At 67.8% G+C, this 23,501-nt stretch carries 20 protein-coding genes and 1 pseudogene; 12 read left to right on the top strand and 9 right to left on the bottom strand.

The window, feature by feature from the left end; all coding sequences use genetic code 11:
* Positions 1-41 precede the first annotated feature (41 nt).
* Both AMYAL_RS0110670 and AMYAL_RS0110665 read right to left on the bottom strand, forming a co-directional pair.
* The gene (locus tag AMYAL_RS0110670) at positions 42-539 is read right to left on the bottom strand and encodes a hypothetical protein (RefSeq protein ID WP_020631297.1); all 498 of its coding nucleotides are present in this window, start codon (positions 537-539) and stop codon (positions 42-44) included.
* Between the two features lie 57 nt (positions 540-596).
* Positions 597-1,187 (bottom strand): SACE_7040 family transcriptional regulator, encoded by a 591-nt coding sequence (locus AMYAL_RS0110665; protein ID WP_020631296.1) that lies wholly within the window; start codon positions 1,185-1,187, stop codon positions 597-599.
* A gap of 151 nt (positions 1,188-1,338) precedes the next feature.
* Between AMYAL_RS0110665 and AMYAL_RS0110660 the strand changes: the two genes are divergently transcribed.
* The 7 genes from AMYAL_RS0110660 to AMYAL_RS0110625 all read left to right on the top strand — a co-directional run bounded on the left by AMYAL_RS0110660 (position 1,339) and on the right by AMYAL_RS0110625 (position 9,885).
* Entirely contained in the window at positions 1,339-2,148 is an 810-nt protein-coding gene (locus AMYAL_RS0110660; RefSeq protein WP_051137518.1) for an SGNH/GDSL hydrolase family protein, read from the top strand.
* Between the two features lie 152 nt (positions 2,149-2,300).
* Positions 2,301-3,914: a carboxyl transferase domain-containing protein gene (locus AMYAL_RS0110650; protein ID WP_020631294.1), complete on the top strand. Its 1,614-nt coding sequence runs from the start codon at positions 2,301-2,303 to the stop codon at positions 3,912-3,914.
* 94 nt (positions 3,915-4,008) lie between these two features.
* Positions 4,009-6,003, top strand: coding sequence for an acetyl/propionyl/methylcrotonyl-CoA carboxylase subunit alpha (locus AMYAL_RS0110645; RefSeq protein WP_020631293.1), 1,995 nt, complete (start codon positions 4,009-4,011; stop codon positions 6,001-6,003).
* Positions 6,000-7,154 (top strand): acyl-CoA dehydrogenase family protein, encoded by a 1,155-nt coding sequence (locus AMYAL_RS0110640; protein WP_020631292.1) that lies wholly within the window; start codon positions 6,000-6,002, stop codon positions 7,152-7,154. The genes AMYAL_RS0110645 and AMYAL_RS0110640 overlap by 4 nt, the downstream gene beginning before the upstream one ends.
* A gap of 107 nt (positions 7,155-7,261) precedes the next feature.
* A complete protein-coding gene (locus tag AMYAL_RS0110635) occupies positions 7,262-7,768 on the top strand; it encodes a GNAT family N-acetyltransferase (RefSeq protein WP_020631291.1) in 507 nt (168 codons plus the stop codon).
* An 80-nt stretch (positions 7,769-7,848) separates the two neighbouring features.
* The gene (locus AMYAL_RS0110630) at positions 7,849-8,712 is read left to right on the top strand and encodes an SDR family oxidoreductase (RefSeq protein WP_020631290.1); all 864 of its coding nucleotides are present in this window, start codon (positions 7,849-7,851) and stop codon (positions 8,710-8,712) included.
* A 117-nt stretch (positions 8,713-8,829) separates the two neighbouring features.
* The gene (locus AMYAL_RS0110625; RefSeq protein WP_020631289.1) at positions 8,830-9,885 is read left to right on the top strand and encodes an alpha/beta fold hydrolase; all 1,056 of its coding nucleotides are present in this window, start codon (positions 8,830-8,832) and stop codon (positions 9,883-9,885) included.
* A gap of 3 nt (positions 9,886-9,888) precedes the next feature.
* On the opposite strand, the gene AMYAL_RS0110620 is transcribed toward AMYAL_RS0110625, so the two are convergent.
* The 5 genes from AMYAL_RS0110620 to AMYAL_RS0110600 form a co-directional block, all read right to left on the bottom strand.
* A complete protein-coding gene (locus AMYAL_RS0110620) occupies positions 9,889-10,887 on the bottom strand; it encodes an MASE1 domain-containing protein (RefSeq protein ID WP_051137659.1) in 999 nt (332 codons plus the stop codon).
* A gap of 140 nt (positions 10,888-11,027) precedes the next feature.
* Positions 11,028-12,236, bottom strand: coding sequence for an acyl-CoA dehydrogenase family protein (locus tag AMYAL_RS0110615; protein ID WP_020631287.1), 1,209 nt, complete (start codon positions 12,234-12,236; stop codon positions 11,028-11,030).
* Positions 12,237-12,254: 18 nt separating this feature from the next.
* Positions 12,255-13,550: an acyl-CoA dehydrogenase family protein gene (locus AMYAL_RS0110610; RefSeq protein WP_020631286.1), complete on the bottom strand. Its 1,296-nt coding sequence runs from the start codon at positions 13,548-13,550 to the stop codon at positions 12,255-12,257.
* Between the two features lie 307 nt (positions 13,551-13,857).
* Positions 13,858-15,060: a low temperature requirement protein A gene (locus tag AMYAL_RS0110605; protein ID WP_020631285.1), complete on the bottom strand. Its 1,203-nt coding sequence runs from the start codon at positions 15,058-15,060 to the stop codon at positions 13,858-13,860.
* A gap of 35 nt (positions 15,061-15,095) precedes the next feature.
* On the bottom strand, positions 15,096-16,289 hold the full coding sequence (locus tag AMYAL_RS0110600; RefSeq protein WP_020631284.1) for a TetR/AcrR family transcriptional regulator: 1,194 nt from the start codon (positions 16,287-16,289) through the stop codon (positions 15,096-15,098).
* Between the two features lie 157 nt (positions 16,290-16,446).
* On the opposite strand from AMYAL_RS0110600, the gene AMYAL_RS0110595 reads away from it, so the two are divergent.
* Positions 16,447-17,658: an acetyl-CoA C-acetyltransferase gene (locus tag AMYAL_RS0110595; protein ID WP_020631283.1), complete on the top strand. Its 1,212-nt coding sequence runs from the start codon at positions 16,447-16,449 to the stop codon at positions 17,656-17,658.
* Between the two features lie 10 nt (positions 17,659-17,668).
* Entirely contained in the window at positions 17,669-19,840 is a 2,172-nt protein-coding gene (locus AMYAL_RS0110590; RefSeq protein WP_020631282.1) for a 3-hydroxyacyl-CoA dehydrogenase NAD-binding domain-containing protein, read from the top strand.
* A gap of 59 nt (positions 19,841-19,899) precedes the next feature.
* Here AMYAL_RS0110590 and AMYAL_RS0110585 read toward each other — a convergent pair.
* Both AMYAL_RS0110585 and AMYAL_RS51050 read right to left on the bottom strand, forming a co-directional pair.
* Positions 19,900-20,463, bottom strand: a pseudogene (locus tag AMYAL_RS0110585) (MMPL family transporter); the annotation flags it as partial.
* Positions 20,421-21,050, bottom strand: coding sequence for a histidine kinase (locus AMYAL_RS51050; protein WP_020631280.1), 630 nt, complete (start codon positions 21,048-21,050; stop codon positions 20,421-20,423). The pseudogene AMYAL_RS0110585 and the gene AMYAL_RS51050, both read right to left, overlap by 43 nt.
* A gap of 83 nt (positions 21,051-21,133) precedes the next feature.
* Between AMYAL_RS51050 and AMYAL_RS0110575 the strand changes: the two genes are divergently transcribed.
* From AMYAL_RS0110575 to AMYAL_RS0110565, 3 genes are read left to right on the top strand one after another with little or no spacing between them, the layout of a single operon-like run.
* Positions 21,134-21,691, top strand: a complete 558-nt coding sequence (locus AMYAL_RS0110575; protein ID WP_020631279.1) for a winged helix-turn-helix domain-containing protein — start codon at positions 21,134-21,136, stop codon at positions 21,689-21,691.
* Positions 21,684-22,565 carry an SRPBCC family protein gene (locus tag AMYAL_RS0110570; RefSeq protein ID WP_026466937.1) on the top strand — a complete coding sequence of 294 codons (882 nt, stop codon included), beginning with the start codon at positions 21,684-21,686 and terminating at the stop codon, positions 22,563-22,565. Before AMYAL_RS0110575 ends, AMYAL_RS0110570 begins: the two co-directional genes overlap by 8 nt.
* 9 nt (positions 22,566-22,574) lie before the next feature.
* Positions 22,575-23,327 (top strand): SDR family NAD(P)-dependent oxidoreductase, encoded by a 753-nt coding sequence (locus AMYAL_RS0110565; RefSeq protein ID WP_020631277.1) that lies wholly within the window; start codon positions 22,575-22,577, stop codon positions 23,325-23,327.
* The last annotated feature ends 174 nt before the right edge of the window (positions 23,328-23,501 follow it).

The following is a 23,501-nucleotide window of genomic DNA, read 5'->3' as shown; positions in this document are numbered from 1 at the left end:
AGTGGCTTTCGCGACACCTGGCGGCCGCGAGGTGACAGCGCCTAGTCCGCGACGGCGTCCGAGATCCAGGGCGCCACCGGCAGGTCCCGGTCCAGGCATTCCGCCGACAGCCGGATCGTCCAGCGCAGCGCCTGCAGCACCAGGCTGTCCACCTCGTCCGGCGCGGCGTTGGCCAGCGCGATCTCCACCTGCTCCTGCGCGGCCTCGCTGTTGCCGTGCACCTCGGCCAGCAGCGTGCGCACGGCGGTCCGCACGGGCGGGTCCGCCTGGTCGATCGAGACCTCTTCACCGTCCTCGTCGAACACCTGCACCTTGACCGGCGCACTTCCTCCATCACCCAGCGTCGACACCATGGCGCTGCATTCGCCGAAGAGCATCATCACGAGCTCTTTGGTCTCTTCGGAGCGGGCGCGGGGCTCGTCGGCGGTCGGCGTGAGCTCGTCGAGCGCCTCGGCGTCCTCCCCGAGGCTGATCGCCACGAGCGCACGCTGCGCCTTTTCGACGAGCCTCCGCTCGTACTCGCTCCTGTCCGGCTCCACGTGCCTATCAAACACCAGAGGACGGAAAAGTGGGGATAGGCCGAAACCCGGACGTGGTCACTTCGCGGCGTGCAGTGCACCCAGCGCGAGACGGCAGAGCATTTCGGCGAGTTCGCTGTCACCGAGATGGCGGTTGTACGGCGTCGAGTTGATCAACCCGAAGACCGCGTGCGCCGCCGAGCGTGCCTGCCGCTCGCCGATCCCCGGCACGGCGTCGCTGATCGCGCGCACCCAGACCTCGACGTACTGGCGCTGCATCGCGCGGACCTGCTTGCGGTCACTGTCGGTGAGATTGGCGAGGTTGCGCTCTTGGACGGTGATCAACGCGGGATGCGCGAGCGCGAAGTCCACGTGAAAATTCACCAGTGCTCCGAGAACCTCACCCGGCTCGTCCCGTTGGCTCGCCCTCGCCGTCCCGCCGTCGAGGAGATAGCGGCTGATCGAGTTGAGCATCTCGCCGAGGATGGCGTCCTTGCTGCGGAAATGCCGGTACAGCGCCGGGCCGGAGATGCCGACGGCCGCACCGATGTCGTCGATGCCCACGCCGTGGAATCCGTGGTGGGCGAAGAGCTCGGCGGCGGCGGCCATGATCTGTTCGCGCCTGTTCGCCTTCTCGCCGTTCACGAGTGGGGTGGGGTTCGCCGGCATCTGGCCATATTAAGGCCGCGTGTTAGCGAGCGCTAACACGCGGCCGTACTTCCAGCCTGAGCCAAGCGGGTTACCTGGGGAAATGACCCTTTTATGTGGAGCTACCACCTGGTAATGCTGTCTCTCGTTAACTTGTCACAAAGGAGTGACCATGTCCGTCCCTGCTCGGATCAAAGCTTCTTCCTTCACTCGTTTAGGTGCGGCCCTGGGGGTCGCTGTCCTGGCCACCCTCGGTCTCGCGGGCACCGCCCAAGCGGCGACCAACTACGTGGCGCTCGGTGACTCGTACTCGTCCGGTGTCGGTGCCGGCAGCTACGGGAACTCGGGTGACTGCATGCGCAGTGCCAACTCCTATCCCCAGTTGTGGGCCAACGCCCACGCCGGGACCACGTTCAAGTTCGTCGCGTGCTCGGGGGCGCGCACCGGCGACGTCTTGAACCAGATCGCGAACGTCACCTCCAGTGCCACGCTGGTGACGGTCTCGGTCGGCGGCAACGACGCCGGGTTCGCCGACGTCATGACGTCCTGCACCACCGGCAGCGACCAGACCTGCGTCAACCGGGTCAACACCGCGAAGACCTACGTGAACAACACGCTTCCCGGACTGCTGAACAACGTTTACAGCAAGATCAAGTCGAAGGCGCCCAACGCGAAGCTGGTCGTCCTCGGGTACCCGCGCTTCTACACGGTGCCGGGTTCGTGCTCGGTCGGGCTGAGCGACACCAAGCGCTCGGCGATCAACTCGGGTTCCGACGCGCTGGCGTCGGTGCTCTCGGCCCGCGCGTCCGCGAACGGCGCGAAGTTCGTCGACGTGCGGAGTGCCTTCACCGGGCACAACATCTGCTCGTCGGCCGACGACTACCTGCACAGCCTCACCTGGCCGATCGTGAACTCGTACCACCCGACGGCCACCGGCCAGCGCGGTGGCTACTACAACCCGCTGGTCTCCGCCATCGGCTGATCCCGCTCCAAGTACATGAAGGCCCCCTTCCCTGCGCCTAGGTGCAGGAAGGGGGCCTTCATGTACTTGAGCGGCACCTGTGGACAAGCGAGGTTAGTGGACGTTAACCTGGCGGTGTGAGTTAACGACGGCTAACTTGGCGACGAGGAGCCATGGACACACCCGTACTGAGCACTTCCGCCGATCCCGGCAGCGACGAATACGCCCGCGGCGTCACCTCCCACGCCGAACTGGTCGAGGACCTGCGCAAGCGCCTCGCCGATGCCCGGCTCGGGGGCCCCGAAAAGTCCCGCACCCGGCACGTCGAGCGGGGAAAGCTCCTGCCGCGCGACCGGGTCGACACCCTCCTCGACCCTGGTTCGCCGTTCCTGGAGCTGTCCCCGCTGGCCGCCACCGGACTGTACGACGACGAGGCGCCGTCGGCCGGGATCATCACCGGGATCGGGCGGGTCTCGGGCCGCGAATGCGTGATCGTCGCCAACGACGCGACGGTCAAGGGCGGCACGTACTACCCGATGACCGTCAAGAAGCACCTGCGCGCGCAAGAGGTCGCGCTGCACAACAACCTGCCGTGCATCTACCTGGTGGACTCCGGTGGCGCGTTCCTGCCGAGGCAGGACGAGGTCTTCCCGGATCGTGAGCACTTCGGCCGGATCTTCTACAACCAGGCCACGATGTCCGCGCGCGGCATCCCGCAGATCGCCGCGGTGCTCGGCTCGTGCACGGCTGGCGGCGCGTATGTCCCGGCGATGAGCGACGAAGCGGTCATCGTGCGCAATCAGGGCACGATCTTCCTCGGCGGCCCGCCGCTGGTGAAGGCTGCGACCGGCGAGGTCGTCACGGCCGAGGAGCTCGGCGGCGGCGACGTCCACTCGCGTCAGTCCGGCGTCACCGACCATCTGGCCGAGGACGACGCGGACGCCCTCCGCATCGTTCGCTCGATCGTGTCTACTTTGGGCCCGCGCGCGCCGCGCCCGTGGGACGTCCTCCCGACCGAGGCGCCCGCCGCCGACCCGAGCGAGCTCTACGGCGTCGTCCCGACCGACCCGCGCGTGCCCTACGACGTCCGCGAGGTCATCGCCAGGATCGTCGACGGGAGCCGGTTCGGCGAGTTCAAGAAGGAGTACGGCTCGACGCTGGTCACCGGGTTCGCCCGGATCCACGGCCATCCCGTCGGCATCATCGCGAACAACGGCGTGCTGTTCGCCGAGTCCGCGATGAAGGGCGCGCACTTCATCGAGCTGTGCGACAAACGCTCGATCCCGCTGCTGTTCCTGCAGAACATCACCGGGTTCATGGTCGGCCGCGCCTACGAGGCGGGCGGCATCGCCAAGCACGGCGCGAAGATGGTCACCGCGGTGGCCTGCGCCCGCGTGCCGAAGCTGACCGTCGTCATCGGCGGCTCGTTCGGCGCGGGCAACTACTCGATGTGCGGCCGCGCGTACTCGCCCCGGTTCCTGTGGATGTGGCCGAACGCGCGGATCTCGGTGATGGGCGGCGAGCAGGCGGCGTCGGTGCTCTCGACCGTCCGGCGTGACGCCATCGAGGCGCGCGGCGGCGAATGGTCGGCGGAGGACGAAGAGACCTTCAAGGACCCGATCCGCGACCAGTACGAGGCGCAGGGCAGCCCGTACTACTCGACGGCGCGGCTGTGGGACGACGGCGTCATCGACCCGGCGGACACCCGCACGGTGCTCGGCCTCGCGCTGTCCGCGGCGGCCAACGCGCCCTTGTCCGATGTCAACTACGGCGTCTTCAGGATGTGAGCGCGTCGATGCAGAGGATCGCCCGACTTGGCCGAAGCCGGCGCGCTGCGTGCGACAGAAACCCACGCGCCGCCGGAAAACACAGGATGTGAGCATGTTCGACACGGTTCTGGTCGCCAACCGCGGTGAGATCGCCGTCCGGGTGATCCGTTCGCTGCAGGGGCTCGGCATCCGCTCGGTCGCGGTGTACAGCGACGCGGACGCCGACGCCCGGCACGTCCGCGAGGCGCATACGGCTGTCCGTATCGGCCCCGCCGAAGCGGCGAAAAGCTATCTGTCCATTCCCGCGATCGTCCAGGCGGCGCTCGACACGGGCGCGCAGGCTGTCCACCCCGGCTACGGTTTCCTCGCGGAGAACGCGGAATTCGCCCGCGCCTGCGCCGAGGCCGGGCTGGTCTTCATCGGCCCGCCGGTCGAAGCGATCGACGCCATGGGCGACAAGATCCGCGCGAAGGCGACCGTGTCGTCGGCCGGGGTCCCGGTCGTACCCGGCGCGTCCGATGTGGACATTCCCGAGGGCGGGTTCGCCGCCGCGGCCGAGAAGGTCGGGTTCCCGCTGCTGCTCAAGCCGTCCGCCGGTGGTGGCGGCAAGGGGATGCGGCTGGTCACCGAACTGTCCGAATTGGACGCCGCGATCGAGTCCGCCCGCCGTGAGGCCAAGGGTTCCTTCGGCGACGACACGCTGCTCATGGAGCGGTTCGTCACGACACCGCGCCACATCGAGATCCAGGTGCTCGCCGACACCCACGGCAACGTGATCCACCTCGGCGAGCGCGAATGCAGTCTGCAACGACGGCACCAGAAGATCATCGAAGAGGCGCCTTCGGTCCTGCTGGACGAAGCCACCCGCGCCAAGATGGGCGCTTCCGCCGTCGAGGCCGCGCGCTCGGTGGGCTACGTCGGCGCGGGAACGGTCGAGTTCATCGTGTCGGCCAAGGCGCCGGACGAGTTCTTCTTCATGGAGATGAACACGCGTCTCCAGGTCGAGCATCCGGTGACCGAGCTGGTGACCGGACTCGATCTCGTCGAATGGCAGGTCAAGATCGCGGCCGGTGACGTGCTCACCGTTTCGCAGGACGACGTCCGGCTGGACGGGCACGCCGTCGAAGCCCGTGTCTACGCCGAAGATCCCGCTCGCGGATTCATCCCGACGGGCGGGACCGTGCTCGCGGTCCACGAACCGTCCGGCGAGGGCGTGCGCGTCGATTCGTGGATGAGCGAGGGCGCTGTCATCGGATCGAACTACGACCCGATGCTGGCCAAGGTCATCGCCTGGGGACCGGACCGCGCGGCCGCGCTGCACCGGCTCGACCTGGCGCTCGCCGACACCGCGCTGCTCGGCCTCGGTACGAACGTCGCTTTCCTGCGCGGACTCCTGTCGGACACCGATGTCCGGAACGGCAAGCTCGACACCGGTCTCGTCGACCGGCAGCTGTCCACTTTGGTCTCCGAAGAGGTTCCGCCGGAATTCTTCGTCGCCGCCGCGCTCGACAGGCTGCTTTCCTTGCAGCCGCAGGGAGCGGTCATCGATCCGTGGGACGTTCCCGACGGCTGGCGGCTCGGCGCGTCCGGCGGGATCGACTTCGCTTTGAAGTCGGGAAGTTCCGAAGCCGTCGTGCGTGTGCAGGGCACTCCGGCGAACGCGCTCGTCAGCGTTCTCAACGTCGACGGCGCCGAAGCCGTCCGTGTCTCCGCGCGGCGCGAGGGTGATCTGCTGGAAGTCCGGCATCCCAACGGTTTCCACCGGTACCGGCACGCCGCCGGGAGCGGGAAGACCGTGTGGCTCGCGCGTGACGGTCACAGCTTCGCGATCGGCGAGCGCGAAAAGCTGCGGTCGGCCGCCGGTGCCGCGGGCGGCGCCGGACCGGTCACCAGCCCGATGCCGGGCACCGTGCTCGTGGTCAAGGCCGCGGCGGGCGACGTGGTGAGCGCCGGGACGCCGCTCGTGGTCGTCGAGGCGATGAAGATGGAACACACGATCACCGCGCCGATCGACGGCGTGGTCAGCGAACTCCCCGTCCGGGCGGGCCAACAGGTCGCGCTGGACGAGACGGTAGCCGTTGTGACACCCCAAAAGGATGACTCATGATCGACTTTCGGCTGGATGACGAGTACGAGGCGCTGCGCAAGACGGTCGAGGAATTCGCGCGCTCCGAGGTCGCCCCGGTCATCGGAGACCTGTATGAGCGGGAAGAGTTCCCGTACGAGATCGTCGCGAAGATGGCCGACATGGGCCTGTTCGGCCTGCCCTTCCCCGAGGAGTACGGCGGCATGGGCGGCGACTACTTCGCGTTGTGCCTGACGCTGGAGGAACTCGCGCGGGTCGACTCGTCGGTCGCGATCACCGTCGAGGCCGGGGTTTCCCTCGGTGCCATGCCGATCTACCGGTTCGGCACCGCGGAACAGAAGGAAAAGTGGCTTCCCGAGCTGTGCGCGGGTACCGCCCTCGGCGCTTTCGGGCTCACCGAACCCGGCGGCGGCTCGGACGCGGGCGCCACCCGCACGCGCGCGAAACTCGACGGTGACACCTGGGTGATCAACGGCAGCAAGTCGTTCATCACCAACTCCGGCACCGACATCACGAAACTGGTCACGGTCACCGCCGTCACCGATGTGAAGGAGAACGGGCGCAAGGAGATCTCGGCGATCATCGTGCCGTCCGGCACGCCGGGCTTCGCCGTCGCGCCGAAGTACTCCAAGGTCGGCTGGAACTGCTCGGACACACACGAGCTCTCGTTCGACGACGTCCGTGTCCCGGCCGAGAACCTGGTCGGCGAACGCGGCCGCGGCTACGCCCAGTTCCTGTCCATTTTGGACGAAGGCCGGGTCGCGATCGCCGCGCTGAGCGTCGGGCTGGCGCAGGGCTGTGTCGACGAATGCCTGAAGTACGTGAAGGAACGTGAGGCGTTCGGGCACAAGATCGGCGAGTATCAGGCGATCCAGTTCAAGATCGCCGACATGGAGGTGCGCACGCACACCGCGCGGCTGGCGTACTACGCGGCGGCGTCGAAGATGCTGCGCGGCGAGCCGTTCAAGAAGGAGGCGTCGATCGCGAAGCTCGTCGCGTCGAACGCCGCCATGGACAACTCGCGGGACGCGACGCAGATCTTCGGCGGGTACGGCTTCATGAACGAATTCCCGGTGAGCCGGTTCTACCGGGACGCGAAGATCCTGGAGATCGGCGAGGGGACCTCGGAGGTGCAGCGGATGCTGATCGCGCGGCACCTCGGCGTCGCCTGACGCGCCGCAGAAGTACATGAAGGCCCCCTTCCTTGCGCCTAGGTACCGGAAGGGGGCATTCATGTACTTGAACCCCGCGTGTGCTCACGATGTTGTAGAACGGAAGCATGAGCGATTTCGTCATCCGCGAGGGTGGTTCTGGGGACTTTCAACCGCTGCTGGACATGTTCGACGAGGTCGTCGCGTGGCTGGCGAGCCGGGGTAGCGAGGGGCAGTGGGGGGCCGAGCCGTGGTCCACGATCCCGAAGCGGGTCGAGCGGGTCCGCGGGATGGCCGACGGGCCGGGGCTGTACATCGCCGAGGTGGACGGCGAAGCGGCCGGGGCGATCATCCTCGGTGACCGGTTTCCGCACGTTTCGCCGGTCGAGGAGCCTGAGATCTACCTCGGCCTGCTGCTGACGTCGCGGCGCTTCACCGGGCACCGGGTCGGCTCGCGGCTCATCGAGTTCGCGCTGGCCGAGGCGCGGGAACGCGGTATCGGCCTGGTGCGGGTCGACTGCTGGGCCGGCGGCGACGGTGATCTGCAGCGCTACTACGAGAGCCAGGGCTTCAAGCCGACAGAGCGTTTCGACGTCAACGGCTGGATCGGGCAGGTCTTCGAGCAGCGTCCGTAGGACTGGCGTCCGCGCGGCTTCGGGTGCACCATAGTTGACAGGTTGCCAACAGTGCCCCGCGAAGTCGCAGAGGAGCTCCCATGGCCAAACGTGAACGTTCCCTGGCAGGCAAGGTCGTCGTGATCACCGGAGCGGCGCAGGGCATCGGCGCCAGTACCGCGACGGCGCTCTCCCGGCTCGGCGCGAAGGTGGTCATCGGCGACCTGGACCAGGTCCTCGCGGAGAAGACCGCGGCCGGACTGGGTGCGGAGGCGCTGCCGCTCGACGTCACCGACACGAAGGGTTTCACCGAGTTCCTCGACGAGGTCGAGCGGCGCGTCGGCCCGATCGACGTGCTGATCAACAACGCGGGCATCATGCCGCTCGCGCCGCTCGACGAAGAGGAGGACGCGGCGACCCGCAGGCTGCTTGAGATCAACCTCCACGCGGTCATCCACGGCACCAGGGAAGCCGTGAAGCGGATGCGCCCGCGTGGCACCGGCCACATCGTCAACATCGCCTCGATGGCGGGGAAGGCGGGCTTCCCCGGCGCCGCCACTTATTGCGCCACGAAACACGCCGTCGTCGGTTTGTCGGAATCGGTGCATCTGGAATTGCATGGAACCGGTGTGCTGGTGTCGTGCGTGATGCCTGCCGTGGTGCGCACGGAACTGGCGAGCGGGCTCGGCGAAGCCAGGTTCTTCAAGTCGGTGCAGCCAGAAGATGTGGCGCGGGCCATTGTCGATGCGTTGCGCCGTCCCAAGTTCGACGTCTTCGTTCCCGCATCGCTGGACGCCATGGGCAGGATCACACGGCTGCTCCCGCGCCGCCTCGGCGAAGGGCTGCTTCGCGCGCTCGGAGGCGACAAGATTTTGTCCTCCGCAACGCATTCCAGTGCTCGCGCGGAGTACGAATCGCGTGCCGCGCGCAGTGCTCCGGCGGCGGAGAAAGACGCTGATTCTTAACTCGTACGGCCTAGCCACTGTCCGAAATGGACGGCCTGTGACGGCCGCGGTGTTGAGTCACGCGACCGCACGCGGCAAGATTGCGTCTTACCGCGTTGATTCCTCAGGAGGCACCTCATGGCCACACCCCCGGCACGGCTCGCCGCCGCCGCGTCGAACGTCGTCGGGAAGGTGCTGCACGGTGGTGTCGCCGATCTCCGCCCGGTTCCGCGTGTCCTGATCGACCAGGGTCCCAACCGGTCGGTCTACCGGCTGCGCACCAGCGGGAAGCCGGTGGACGGCCCGCCGGTGCTCCTGGTGCCGCCACTGGCCGCGCCGGCGCTGTGCTTCGACCTGCGCCGCGGCTGCAGCCTCGCCGAGCACCTGGTCGAAGGCGGCCGCAACACCTACCTGGTCGACTACGGGAACGTCGCCTTCTCGGACCGGCGTCTCGGCATCGAGCACTGGATCGAAGAGGTCCTCCCGCGGGCGATCCGCAAGGTCAGCGAGGATTCCGGCGGCCAGGGCGTGCACGTCGTCGCCTGGTGCCTCGGCGGGATCTTCTCCCTGCTGACCACCGCCGACCAGCCCGATCTGCCGATCGAGTCGATCGCCACCATCGCTTCGCCGTTCGACTTCACCGCGATCCCGCTGATCGCCCCGTTCCGCCCGCTGGTGGACCTCACCGGCGGTCACCTGCTGACCCCGATCTATCGCGTGCTCGGCGGCGCGCCGTCCTATTTGGTCAGCCGTGTCTTCCGCGCGACCGGGATCAGCAAGGAGATCACCAAACCCCTCGCGATCCTGAAGAATCTCGACGACCGGGACTACCTGGCGCAGATCGAGGCCGTCGACCACTTCATGGACAACATGATCGCCTATCCGGGGCGGACGTTCGGCCAGATCTACCATCGGTTCTTCCGCGCGAACGACCTCGCCGAGGGCACGGTCGACCTCAACGGCCGCATCATCGCGCTGTCCGGGGTCAAGGTGCCGACCTTGATCATCGCCGGGCAGAACGACACGATCGCCCCGCGCGCGGCCGTCGAACGGCTCACCGGCCTGCTGGACAACTCGCCGTCGGTGACTTTCGAGACCGCGCCGGGCGGGCACCTGGGCGTCCTCACCGGCCGGAAGGCGCGCGGGACCACGTGGCGCTACCTCGACAGCTTCCTCGACGAGCAGGCCGCCTGAGCCTCAGTCTGCGATTTCGTCGTTCTTGCGCTCGGTGTTCATCGCGCTCCGCAGGGACTGGCGTGGCGCGATCATGTCCACCATTTCGGTGATCTGGCGCCAGGCGTCGGTGATCTCGGCGGTCGCGCGGTCGCGTTGCAGGACGACCGTGGACAACGCGAGCGCCGTCATCCCGACGGTGGCGTCGAAGGCCTGTACGTGCAGCATCCGGGTGACCAGTTCGTAGGAACCGTAGGGGCCGTACCCGCGTACAGCGGCGAAGACCGTGAAGGTGCAGACGCACAAGGAACACAGCAGCGCCCCGGCCTGCCGGAAGCGCAACGCCGCCCAGACGAGCACAGGGAAGACCAGGAACAGCTTGGACGTACTGGCGGCCGCGACGATCGCCGTACCGAGCCCGCAGAACGCGAGCGCCACACCCTCACCCCACCGGGCGAGGGGAACCTGTGCCGGCAGGCGGAACCTCGGTGCCAGGAGCAGCAGAGGCGTGATCGTCAGGACACCCATCGCGTCGCCGGTCCACCACACGAGCGCCGTCGCCCAGAAGCTGCCGGGGCTCAGCGCGCCGCTGAAGACCAGCACGCCGGTGCCCAGCACGGCGCTGACAGCCGTGCCCGCGGCCGCCCCGACCGCCACCAGGAGAACGGCGTCGGGAAGCCTGTCGAGCTCGTTGCGGAAACCCAGCCTTCGCATCACCGCGTAGGCCAGCATCGGCCCGATCGTGTTCCCCGACGAGATCACCAGGACCGTGACCAGCGAGGGGCCGAGGGCGATGTTCGTCAGGAGGGCGCCGAGGAAGATCCCCGGCCAGAACCGCCGTCCCAGCAGCATCGGCACGGCCAGCGCCACCCCGGCCGCCGGCCACAGTGGTGAGATCTGCTCCCGCACGATCGCCCACTGGATACCGATCTGTCCCGCCACGAAGTAGCCGACCGTGACGCCGAGGACGATGAGGCCCCAGTGCGCGGCGGGGGACAGCTGCTGTCGAGCGGCGAGCCTCATCGCGACTCCGGCCTTGGCGGTCACAGGAAGGTTCGAGAGTACCTCTGTCCGGCCGCCCCGGCGGTTCACTTGATGGTGTTGTCATTCTGTTGGGAATAAACAAAAAAGGGGCCCGTGCAGCTGCACGGGCCCCTTCACGGCTACTTGAGTTCGGCGGACGTCTTGCCCAGGATCCGGCGCGCCACGATCAGCTGCTGGATCTGTTGCGTGCCCTCGAAGATGTCGAGGATCTTCGCGTCGCGGCTCCACTTCTCCAGCAGCGATTCCTCGGTGTAGCCCAAGGTCCCGGCCAGCTCGACACACTTCAGCGTGATCTCGACGACCGACCGCCCCGCCTTCGCCTTGGCCATCGAGGCCTGCAGCGAGTTCGGCTTGCGGTTGTCGGCCATCCACGCCGATTCCATGGTCAGCAGGTACGCCGCTTCGTAGTCGGCCTCCAGCTGCAGGAACGTGGCGGCCGCCGCGTGCTGACTGTGGACAGGCTTGTCGTAGTCGATGCTCACCCCGGCGCCGGTCAGGATCTTCCGGGTCTCCTCCAGCGCCGCGCGGGCGACGCCGATGGCCATCGCGGCGACCAGCGGACGGGTGTTGTCGAAGGTCTGCATGACCCCGGCGAAACCCTTGGCCGTGTCGATCTCCGGCGTGCCGAGCAGGTTCTCCTTGGGCACACGGACGTTCTCGAAGCGCAGCACAGCGGTGTCGGAGGCGCGGATGCCGAGTTTGTGCTCGACACGCACCACCTCGAAGCCGGGCGTGCCCTTCTCGACGACGAACGACTTGATCGCCGCACGGCCCTTCGTCTTGTCCAGAGTGGCCCAGACGACGACGGCGTCGGCGCGCTCACCGGCGGTCACGAAGATCTTCTCGCCGTTGATCACGTACTCGTCGCCGTCCAGGCGCGCGGTGGCGGTGATCGCGGCCGAGTCCGAACCGCAGTCCGGTTCGGTGATCGCCATCGCGGCCCACAGCCCGGAGAACTTCTTGAGCTGCTCGTCCGTGGCGACCGAGCCGATCGCGGCGTTGCCGAGACCCTGGCGCGGCATGGACAGCAGCAGTCCGACGTCGCCCCAGCACATCTCGATCGTGCCGAGCACGATGTTCAGATTGGACCCGTTGCGGTTGCCCGGTTTCTCGTTCTTCTCGGACCGGCGGACACCCGCCGCGCCCGCGCCGCCCTCACCGGAGGAGTTCAGCCCGTCCAGCAGCGCGGCGAACATGTCCAGTTCGGCCGGATAGGTGTGCTCGGCGCGGTCGTACTTGCGCGAGATCGGCCGGAACACCTCGGCCGCGGCCTGGTACGCCTGGTTGATCAGCGTGCCGGCCTTCTTCGGAACCTCAAGGTTGATCATGATTGCCTTTCGAAAGTCCTAGAGAAGGACGGCGCCTTCCATCACGCCGATGGCACGGAGGTCGCGGTACCAGCGTTCGACCGGGTGCTCCTTGACGAAGCCGTGCCCGCCGAGCAGCTGCACCCCGGCGCTGCCGATCTGCATTCCCTTGTCGGCGGCCAGCTTCCTGGCCAGCGCGACCTCGCGGGCGTACGGCTTGCCCTGTTCGGCGCGGGCGGCGGCGCGCAACGCGACCAGCCGCAGTCCTTCCAGCTCGATGGCGATGTCGGCCACCGAGAACGCGACAGCCTGCCGGTGGCTCACCGGTTCGCCGAAAGCCTTGCGCTCGTTGACGTACGGCACCACGTAGTCGAGGACGGCCTTCGCGGTACCGGCGGCCAGCGCGGCCCAGCCGAGCCGCGAGAGCCGGACGACCTCGGTGAAGACCTCGGCCTTGCCGCCGCCGAGCAGCGCTCCGGCGGGCAGGGCGACCTTCTCCAGGTGCAGTTTCCCGGTCGCCGCGCCGCGCAGGCCCATCGCCGGTTCGGTCTCGATGGTGACGCCCGAGTTGGACGACTCCACCAGGAACAATGCGGGGCCGCGTCCTTCAAGGTCGGCCGAAACGATGAAGAGTTCGGCGTCCGCGGCCCTCGGGACCAGCGACTTCACGCCGTCGAGCTGGTAGCCCTTCGGCGTGCGGCGAGCCTTGGTGGCAGGCTTGAACGGGTCGAACAACGCCGTGCGCTCCTGCAGCGCGAGCGCCGCGGCCGGGACGTTCTCCCCGACGAACGCGGGCAGGTAGTCCGCCTGCTGCTGCTCGTCGCCGTAGGCCACCAGCGCGGTGCTGACCGCGGACGGCGCGAGCACCGCGACCGCCAGCCCGAGGTCGCCGTGCGCGAGAGCCTCGGCGACCAGCGCGTTCGTGACGACCGACCGCTCGGTGCCGACGCCGCCCAGATCTTCGGGGATGCCGACGAGCGAGATGCCGAGTTCGGCGGCGCGGCTCAGCAGGCCTTCGGGGGCCTGGAGTTTCGCGTCGGCGTCGGCCGCGGCGGGCCGCAGCTGTTCGGCCGCGAACTCCGTCACGGTCTCGACGATGAGCTGCTGATCCTCACTCGGGGTGAGATCGAACAGTCCGGTGTCCTCGGCCGGCGCGAGCCGCGCGGGCTTGCCGAGCTTCTGGGCGGATTTGAACGTCCGTCCCGCCGCGCCCGCGACCCGGAAGCCGTTGCGCGTCCCGGCACTGACCAGGTTCTGCACGGGCTTCCGAAGTCCGGCCCGTTCAATGACCTTGCTCCCGGCCAGCCGGGTGAGCGCGGACAGGCCAAGGCCCATCGCGTCTCGTTTCCTAGGCGCACCCACGGTGAGTCTCCCTGCCTCGCTTACCTACTCGTGAGTAGGTTAACTCCCTTCAGGAGGATGCGCCACCACGGGGGAGGCGAACGTCACGCTCGTGAGTGATTTGGCTCGTCAGAACGACCCGAATCACTCACGACCTTGCGCCTCCTGGCGAGCCGGCGGCGACTGCCGGACCGAACGCTCGCTTGCCTCCGCCGACGTCGCGAAAGCCACTTTCGGGACGTCAGGTGTCCCGAAAGTGGCTTTCGCGACGCTTCCGAGCCCGTGGTAACCGGCCTGCCACTCACGAGCCGGCGGCTAGCGGCCTCACGACCTTGCGTCGCTCGAAGGTCACCAGCCCTACCGCGGCCACCGCCACGATGCCCACCAGCACGATCGCCGGCACCAGTTCCAGCAACGGCGTCGCGGCCAGCAGGAGCACCCCGAGCACCAGCCGCTGCACGTTCCACGCGCCCAGGTTCCGCCGCCGCAGCCCGCTCAACGCGATCAGGTACAGCGCGAGCCCGCCGGTCAGCGCCCAGATCGGCGTCCCGTGCAGGCCGTCGGAGAGGCTGTGGTGTTCGGTGTCGGACACGTACAGCAGCGACTTCTTCAGTCCGAGCGCCACGAGCACGATCCCGGCGATGAGCGGGAGGTGCAGGAACGTGTAGGTGTCCGTCCCGATCTGTACCCGCTCCACACCCTCCGCGCGCTTCAGGTTGTGCTCGGAGACATGCGCGACGACGGCGAAGTACACCCACCACATCGCGGACGCCAGCACGAGCCCGAAGACGGCGGCCAGCGTGATCGGCCACGACATCGGATACGAGCTGATCCCAATGCCGATCGCCACGATCGACTCGCCGAGCGCGATGATCACGATCAGCCCGAACCGCTCGGCGAAGTGGCCGGGCTGGTGCAGCCGCCAGTCCGAGGACCGGGTCCGGAAGACGTTCAGGTAGTCGATCAGCAGGGCGATGGCCCAGATGCCGAGTTGCACCCAGCCGGAGAAGAACGCGGCGACCGTCAGGAGCGTGACGCTCGGCAGCAGTCCGACGAACATCTTCAGCAGTACCTTGCGCAGCGCCGGATCGTGTCGTGCGGCGCCGAAGTAGGCGATCAGGTGCAGCAGCCGCACGAGGAAGTAGCAGCCGATGAACATCAGCGGCGCGTACAGGCCGCCGGGCAGGTCGGTGAACGCCTCCGGGATGGTCAGCGAGACCAGGAACATCGTCCCCATCGCGGCGAACATCACCAGCTGCGTGACACCCCGGTCGACGTGGATGGTGTTGGCCAGCCAGGCGTAGGAGCACCAGCACCACCACAGCACGGCGATCATGGCCACGCCCTGCCCGATGCCGAGCGGGGTGAGGTGATCGGCCATCAGCTGCGTGGTCTGGGTGATGGCGTAGACGAAGACCAGGTCGAAGAAGAGCTCCAGCGTGGTGACCTTGTGGTCTTCTTCCCTGGTCACCAGATGCGGGCCGCGTTTCGTGGGCACGCGCATATCGTGCACCGCCCGCCTTTGCGGGACCCCCGAGTTTACTGAGAGCTGACCTTCAGGACGGCGTGCATCAGCGTCGTCAGCTCGGCTTCGATGCCGGGCCTGCCGTTGACGCGGCGGGTGCGCGCGAGGTCGTTCGCGACCGTCAGTGCCGCGTGCACGGTGATCTTCACTTCGCGCAGGCTCAGTTCCGGGCGGACTTCCGAGGCCAGCGCGATCCAACGCGCGACGTAGTCCCGCTGGACCCGGATCAGATCCGCCTTGTCGCGTTCCGGCAGCTCCATGGGGCTGCCGGAAAAGGACACCAGCAGCTCGGGCGTGTGCAGCAGGGTGTGCACATAGGACGCGGCCAGCCTGCGCAGCGCGTCACGCTCGTCGTCGGTCCGCAACGCGCGTTCCGCGGCGATCGCCAGCCTGTCGGCCGCGCGATGCCCGATCGCCACCATCAGCGCGGCCTTGCTGGGGAAGTGCCGGTACACGCTGGGCCCGGCGATCCCGGCCGCAGCGCCGATCTCCTCCATGCTCACCGCGCGGAAGCCGCGTTGCCCGAACAGCTCCGTCGCGGCCGCGAGGATCTGTTCGCGGCGGGACGGCTCGCCGAGCGCGATCGACGACGCCTCTTCCGGCGGCTCGGCGGGCTCGGGCAGTGTGACATGCAGCACCGACTCCGCCAGCTGCACGAGGATCTGCGCGAAGCGTTTCTTCGCCACGGACGTGTGATGGACGGACACGCTGCCGAAGACGCTCAGTCCCGCCCAGCACAGCAGTTCGGCGTCGTCGGGGGTCAGTTCGGGACGCAGCGCGAGCAGCGCCTTGGACCACGCTTCGAGCACCGCGCCGGACCGGCGGCGGATCTCCCTGCGGCCTTCCCTGGGCAGGTGCCTGCCCTCCCAGCGCCACAGCGCGGCGACCTCGCGCCGCTCCACAGCCTGTGCGGCGAGGGTGCCCAACAGGGCGTTGACCTGGGCGGGAGCCGGAAGGTCGACGTCGGACAGCGTCTCGGTGGTCGCCCTCTCCATGTCGTCGATGCCGGACAGCACGACGTAGGACAGCACCGCCTGCTTGTCCGCGAAATGCCGGTAGAGCGCGGGTCCGGTGATCCCGGCCGCGGCGGCGATGTCGTTGATGCCGACGCCGTGGAACCCGCGGGCGCGAAAGAGCTCCGCGGCGAGGCCTGCCAGCTGGGCCTTACGGTCGCGCGGTCGCGGGGAACGCTCGGTCGGGTGATCCATAGGTGAACACACGATAGCGCCGGTTGCGTGCATCGCAACCCATTGACACCATGGGGTTATCGCGGTTTATGTTAATGACCATTAGCATGGTTACTGGCCGGTACGATCCGGCTGTGTGCATCTCTGAGACAGCGCCGTACTGCGGAGGAGTTTTTCTGTGAGTAGCGAGGCCTACATCTACGAGGCGATCCGTACGCCTCGCGGCAAGAACAAGGGCGGTGCCCTCCACGGCACCAAGCCGGTCGATCTCGTGGTCGGCCTCATCGAGGAACTGAAGGTCCGGCACCCGAACCTCGACCCCGCCGTGATCGACGACATCGTCCTCGGCGTGGTGTCCCCGGTCGGTGAGCAGGGCGCCGTGATCGCGCGCACCGCGGCCTTGAACGCGGGTCTTCCCGAATCCGTCGCGGGCGTACAGCTGAACCGCTTCTGCGCCTCCGGCCTCGAAGCCACCAACACCGCCGCTCAGAAGGTGCGTTCCGGCTGGGACCAGCTGATCATCGCCGGCGGTGTCGAGTCGATGTCGCGCGTGCCGATGGGCTCCGACGGCGGCGCGCTGTTCATGGACCCCGCCACCGCGTACGACAACTACATCGTCCCGCAGGGCACCGGCGCCGACCTGATCGCGACCATCGAGGGCTTCTCCCGCGAGGACGTCGACGCGTGGGCCGTGCGTTCGCAGGAGAAGGCCGAAGCGGCCTGGTCCGGCGGCTACTTCGCGAAGTCCGTCGTCCCGGTGAAGGACATCAACGGCGTCACGATCCTCGACCACGACGAGCACCGCCGCCCCGGCAGCACCGTCGAGGGCCTCGGCAAGCTCAAGCCCGCCTTCGCCGGCATCGGTGAGCTGGGCGGCTTCGACGCTGTCGCGCTGCAGAAGTACCACTCGGTCGAGCGCATCAACCACGTCCACACCGGCGGCAACTCGTCCGGCATCGTCGACGGCGCCGCCGTCGTCCTGGTCGGCAACGAGCAGATCGGCAAGGACTTCGGCCTGACCCCGCGCGCCCGCATCGTGGCCACCGCGACCGTCGGCTCCGAGCCCACGATCATGCTCACCGGCCCGACCCCGGCCACCGAGAAGGTCCTCAAGATCGCCGGTCTCACCCCGGACGACATCGACCTGTGGGAGCTGAACGAGGCCTTCGCCTCGGTCGTCCTCAAGTGGATCAAGGACCTGCACCTCGACGAGGAGAAGGTCAACGTCAACGGTGGCGCCATCGCGATGGGGCACCCGCTGGGCGCCACCGGCGCGATGCTGGTCGGCACCGTCGTCGACGAGCTGGAGCGTCGTCAGGCGCGCCGCGCCCTGGTCACCCTGTGCATCGGCGGCGGCATGGGCGTCGCGACCATCATCGAGCGGGTCTGAGGAAGAGACAATGACTGAAGCGAAGACCATCCGCTGGGAGCAGGACTCCGACGGCATCGTCGTGCTCACCCTGGACGACCCGAAGCAGTCCGCCAACACGATGAACGCCGACTTCCGCGAGTCGCTCGGCGTGGTCGTGGACCGCCTGGAAGCGGAGAAGGACAGCATCACCGGTGTCGTCCTCACCTCGGCCAAGAAGACCTTCTTCGCCGGTGGTGACCTCAACGACCTGATCAAGGCCAAGCCGGAGAACGCGGCCGAGATCACCGAGAGCAGCGGCCTGATGAAGGGCCAGATGCGGCGGCTCGAGCAGCTGGGCAAGCCGGTCGTGGCCGCCATCAACGGCGCCGCGCTCGGCGGCGGCCTCGAAATCGCGCTCGCGACGCACCACCGCATCGCGGCCGACGTCAAGGGCAGCCAGATCGGTCTCCCCGAGGTCACTCTCGGCCTGCTTCCCGGCGGCGGTGGCGTGGTCCGCACCGTGCGCCTGCTGGGCATCCAGAGCGCGCTGCTGAACGTGCTGCTGCAGGGCCAGCGGCACCGCCCGGCCAAGGCGCTCGAGCTCGGTCTGGTGCACGAGCTCGTCGGCACCGTCGAGGAACTGGTCCCGGCCGCGAAGGCGTGGATCAAGGCCAACCCCGAGGGCGGCGTGCAGCCGTGGGACGTCAAGGGCTTCAAGATCCCCGGCGGCACCCCGTCGAACCCGAGCTTCGCGGCGAACCTGCCCGCGTTCCCGGCGAACCTGCGCAAGCAGATCAAGGGCGCGAACATGCCGGCCCCGCGGGCGATCCTGGCCGCGGCCATCGAGGGTTCGACCGTCGACTTCGACACCGCGATCACCGTCGAGACGCGCTACTTCATCAGCCTCGCCACCGGCCAGGTCTCGAAGAACATGACGAAGGCGTTCTTCTTCGACCTGCAGAGCATCAACTCCGGCGGTTCGCGGCCCGACGGCTTCGAGAAGTACACGGCCAAGAAGGTCGGCGTCGTCGGCGCGGGCATGATGGGCGCCGCGATCGCGTACGTCTCGGCGAAGGCCGGCATCGACGTCGTGCTCAAGGACGTCACGCTCGAAGGCGCCGAAAAGGGCAAGGGCTACGCGGTCAAGCTGGAGGAGAAGGCTCTCTCCCGCGGCAAGACCACGCAGGAGAAGTCCGACGCGCTGCTCGCCAAGATCAAGCCGACCGACAAGGCGGAGGACTTCGCCGGCGTCGACTTCGTGATCGAGGCGGTCTTCGAGAGCGTCGAGCTGAAGCACAAGGTGTTCCAGGAGATCGAGGGCTTCGTCAACCCGGACGCCGTGCTGGGCTCGAACACCTCCACGCTGCCGATCACCTCGCTCGCCGAGGGCGTGCAGCGGACCGAGGACTTCATCGGGATCCACTTCTTCTCGCCGGTGGACAAGATGCCGCTGGTCGAGATCATCTGCGGTGAGAAGACCTCGCCCGCCACGCTGGCGAAGGTCTTCGACTACACGCTGCAGATCAAGAAGACCCCGATCGTCGTCAACGACAGCCGCGGCTTCTTCACCTCGCGCGTCATCGGCACCTTCATCAACGAGGCCGTCGCCGCGCTGGGCGAGGGTGTCGAGCCCGCGTCGATCGAGCAGGCCGGTGCGCAGGCCGGATACCCGGCCCCGCCGCTGCAGCTGATGGACGAGCTGACCCTGACGCTGCCGCGCAAGATCCGCAAGGAGACCCGCGAAGCGATCGAGGCGGCCGGTGGCACCTGGACGCCGCACGCGTCCGAGGCTGTCATCGACAAGATGCTCGACGAGCACGACCGCAAGGGCCGCTCCACCGGTTCGGGCTTCTACGACTACGACGAGGCCGGCAAGCGGACCGGTCTGTGGCCGGGCCTGCGCGACGCGTTCAAGTCGGGCAGCGCCGAGGTCCCGTTCGAGGACCTCAAGGAGCGGATGCTGTTCGCCGAGGCGCTCGAGACCGTGAAGTGCTTCGACGAGGGCGTGCTCACCACCGTCGCCGACGCCAACATCGGCTCGATCTTCGGTATCGGTTTCCCGGCGTGGACCGGTGGTGTCATCCAGTACATCAACCAGTACGAGGGTGGCCTGCAGGGCTTCGTCGACCGCTCGCGTCAGCTGGCCGAGCGCTACGGCGACCACTTCACCCCGCCCGCTTCGCTGGTCGAGAAGGCCGCGAAGGGCGAGATCTACGAATAAGCGCGTGACAGGAAAGGCCCCTTCATCCGCGATGAAGGGGCCTTTCCTGTCGTCCGGGGTCAGCGGGACGACGGTTCCAGCGCCACGTGCGGCAACCGCCGGTCCAGCCAGCGCGGCAGCCACCACGCGCGTTCCCCGAGCAGCCGCATCACCGCGGGCACCACGAGACAGCGGATCACGAACGCGTCCACCAGCACCGCGACAGCCAGCCCGAGACCGAATTGCGCCAGCATCCGATCGGGGTTGAGCAGGAACGCCCCGAACACCACGATCATGATCGCCGCCGCGGCCGTGATCACCCCGCCGGTGGAGGCGAGTCCTTGGCGGACGGCGTGGCGCGCGTCGCCGGTGCGTCGCCATTCCTCGTGCATCCGGGACACCAGGAACACCTCGTAGTCCATGGAAAGCCCGAACACGATCGCGAAGATCAGCACCGGTACGAACGCCTCGATCGGTCCCGGTTGCGCGCCGAACAGGCCGTCGCCGAACACCGCGGTCATCACGCCGAGCGCGGCGCCGATGCTCAGCAGGTTCAGCACGGCCGCCTTGAGCGGGATCAGGATCGAGCGGAACACGACCATCAGCAGCAACGCCGACAACCCGACGACCACCAGCACGAACAGTGCAGTGCCGCGCCCGCCTGGACGTTGATGAGCGTCAGGTTGTGGCCGAGGGCGTCGTGCAGTTCACGCGCGATCCGGAGCCTTTCGTCCGCGGCCCTTCGCTGTGCCTCGGCCTCCTTGGTGCGCTCGGCCTCGCGGCGGTAGTGCGTCACGGCTCCGACCGCGACCAGCGCGATGAACCAGCCCGTCATCAGCAGGAAGGCGAAATTGTCCACCTGCCGCGCGGCGCCTGCCTGCGCCTCGCCGACCGCGACGCCGCCCATCGCGGCCGCGGCGACGACCGCCGAACTGCGGATCCGTCCGGTCGAGGCGTTGTTGTACAGCGCGAAGGCGAACGCGAGCAGCACGAAGCCGTCGGGATCGGTGCGCGGGTAGTAGATCGCGCAGCACACCGCGGTGAAGATCGCGACGGGGAGCGGATGACGGCGGCGCAGGAACAGCGCGGCGCAGGTGAGTACCGCGCAGACCCAGCCGAGGACGGCGTTGCGCGGCGGTTCCGCGCTTTCGCCGAGTGAGACCGCGACGGAGCTCGCGAGCACCGTCAGGGTGATCGCGAGCTCCGCCGCGTACCGCCGAAGGATCGCCACGGGTCGAGCGTAGCGCGATCCAGCCGATTGACAGAATTCATTTTTACGTTCAAACTGATTTTTGTGATCGAGGATGTGGCGCCATGAAGAATGTGGAGTACCTGGAGCGGCTCGAGCAGGCGGAGGCGCTGCTGAAGCCGCAGCGGGTGGACGTCCTGCGGCAGCTGGCGGAGCCGCGGTCCTGCACCGAGGTGGCGGCGGTGCTGGACCAGACGCCGCAGCGGGTCTATTACCACGTGAAACGCCTGGTGGAAGCCGGGCTCGTGAAGCAGGTGTCGGAGCGGAAGGTGCGCGCCGTCAGTGAGGGCGTGTACCAGGCGAGCGCGCGTTCGTACTGGCTGTCGCCAGGGCTGGTCGGCAGGATCGGCCCGCGTGCGGCGCGAGACGAACTGAGTCTCGGCTATCTGGTGGATCTCATGGAGGAGGTCCAGTCGGACGTCGCCGCGCTCGACAGGGCCGCGCCGGAGCTGCCGTCGATCGGCGTCTCCGGCGAGATCCGGGTGGAACCGGAGCGGCGCCAAGAGTTCCTCGACGAACTGAAGACGACTTTGCAGGATCTGTTCACTCGCTACGGCGGAGCGGAAGGCGACGCCTTCAAACTCGCCGTGGCCTGCTACCCGAAGGGAGATGCCCGTGACTGAACCGACGATATTCCAAGTGCGCGTACGCGCGCCGATCGACAAGGTCTGGCACGCGCTGCTCGACCCCGGTGCGCTGCGCACCTGGCTCTCCGAGCACGCGGAAGTCGACCTGCCGTCCCGGTACGAGTTCTGGGGCCGGTACACGCCGGCGGGCGATCGTCAGCGGCTGTTACTGGCCGAGGACAACGTCCTGCGGTTCGCTTGGACCGTCGAAGAGACGGAGACCGTCGTCGAGATCGCGCTGACGGAAGACGGGGACGCCACCTCCCTGTCGTTCAGCCAGACCGGTCTGCCTGCCTACGACGCGATGCTCGCCGACCCGGATTCACCGCTCGGCATGATGTACACGTTTTGGGCGTTGTCCGTGGCGAACCTCGCCGATCACGTCGAGGGACGTCCGCTCACGGCCCGCTGCGACCTCACTTCCCCGCTGATGAGCGAAGAAGTGCGGATCAACGCACCGCGAGGGGAGGTCTACGCCTCGATCGCCGATCCCGCCGTGTTCACGCGCTGGTTCGGCGCCCGGATCGAGGCGGAGAACCACGTCGGCGGACGCTGGGCGATGGGTTCGCTGGAAAAGGACCTGTATCCGGCGAAGATCGTCGATCTGGTGCCCGACTCCAGGATGTCTCTCGCGTACCAGGACGGCGTCGTCGCAACCTGGGAACTCGAAGACTCCGGTGGCGGGACGAAGCTGACCTTCGTCCAAAGTGGATTCTCTGAGGAGAAGCCGCCCTATGGCTCGTGGATGGGCTGGCTCAGCGGTTTGGCGGAACTGCGTCGATTCCACGAGATCGACAGCTGGCTCCCGCTGTGGGTCGACGTCCATCTGGACGGAATGCCTGAAGGGCTCATCACACTGGACGGGAAGTAGGAGGATCCGATGTTGCTCGAAAGCAGGAACGCGATCATCTACGGCGCCGCGGGCGGGATCGGAAGCGCGGTGGCCCGCGGATTCGCCAGGGAGGGTGCGACAGTCCACCTCGTCGGCCGAACGCTGAAGAAACTCGACGCGCTGGCCGACGAAATCCGGGAGTCGGGCGGGAAGGCGGGAACAGCGGAGTTCGACGCGCTCGACGAAGCGGCCATCGACGAGCATGCCGCTTCAGTGGCTGCCTCGGCGGGCAGCGTCGACATCTCGATGAACGTCATCACGCACAACGACGTCCAGGGCACCCCGCTGGTCGAAATGTCGTTGGCGGACTTCGAAAGCCCGGTGCGCACGGCGGTTCAGACGAATTTCCTGACCGCGCGGGCGGCCGCCCGGCACATGATCGAGCAGGGGTCCGGAGTGATCCTGATGTTCGGCGGCGACGGCGATCCATTGCCGGGATATCACCTCGGTGGGCTGCAGGTCGCCTTCAGCGCGATGGAGGCGTTGCGACGAGGGCTGGCGTGCGAGCTCGGACCGCACGGCATCCGTGTCGTGACCCTGCGTACCGGCGGGATCCCGGAGACGATCCCGGCAGGCGCCGGACTCGACGACGCGATCCGTGACATGGTCGATGCGACGATGCTCAAGCGGACGGCATCACTCGAAGACGTCGCCCGTGTCGCCGCCTTCGCCGCGTCGGACCATGCACGCAGCATGACCGCGACGGCACTGAACATCAGTTGCGGCACAATGGTCGACTAGGGCGTGTTTCGCAAGTCAGGTTCGCGGTCTTCGCGCCCAGGCGGTCCCTGACGGCACGGGCGGATACGCCCGAGTGCGACCCGGTACGAGGGCGATCCGCCCGTGCTGCCAGGAACCACCTGGATCACGAAGCCCATCGAACAGACTTGCGAAACACGCCCTAGTTCTCTTCCG

This window comes from Amycolatopsis alba DSM 44262 (genome assembly GCF_000384215.1).
GTDB lineage: Bacteria > Actinomycetota > Actinomycetes > Mycobacteriales > Pseudonocardiaceae > Amycolatopsis > Amycolatopsis alba.
This window is presented reverse-complemented; position numbering and strand designations above follow the sequence as displayed.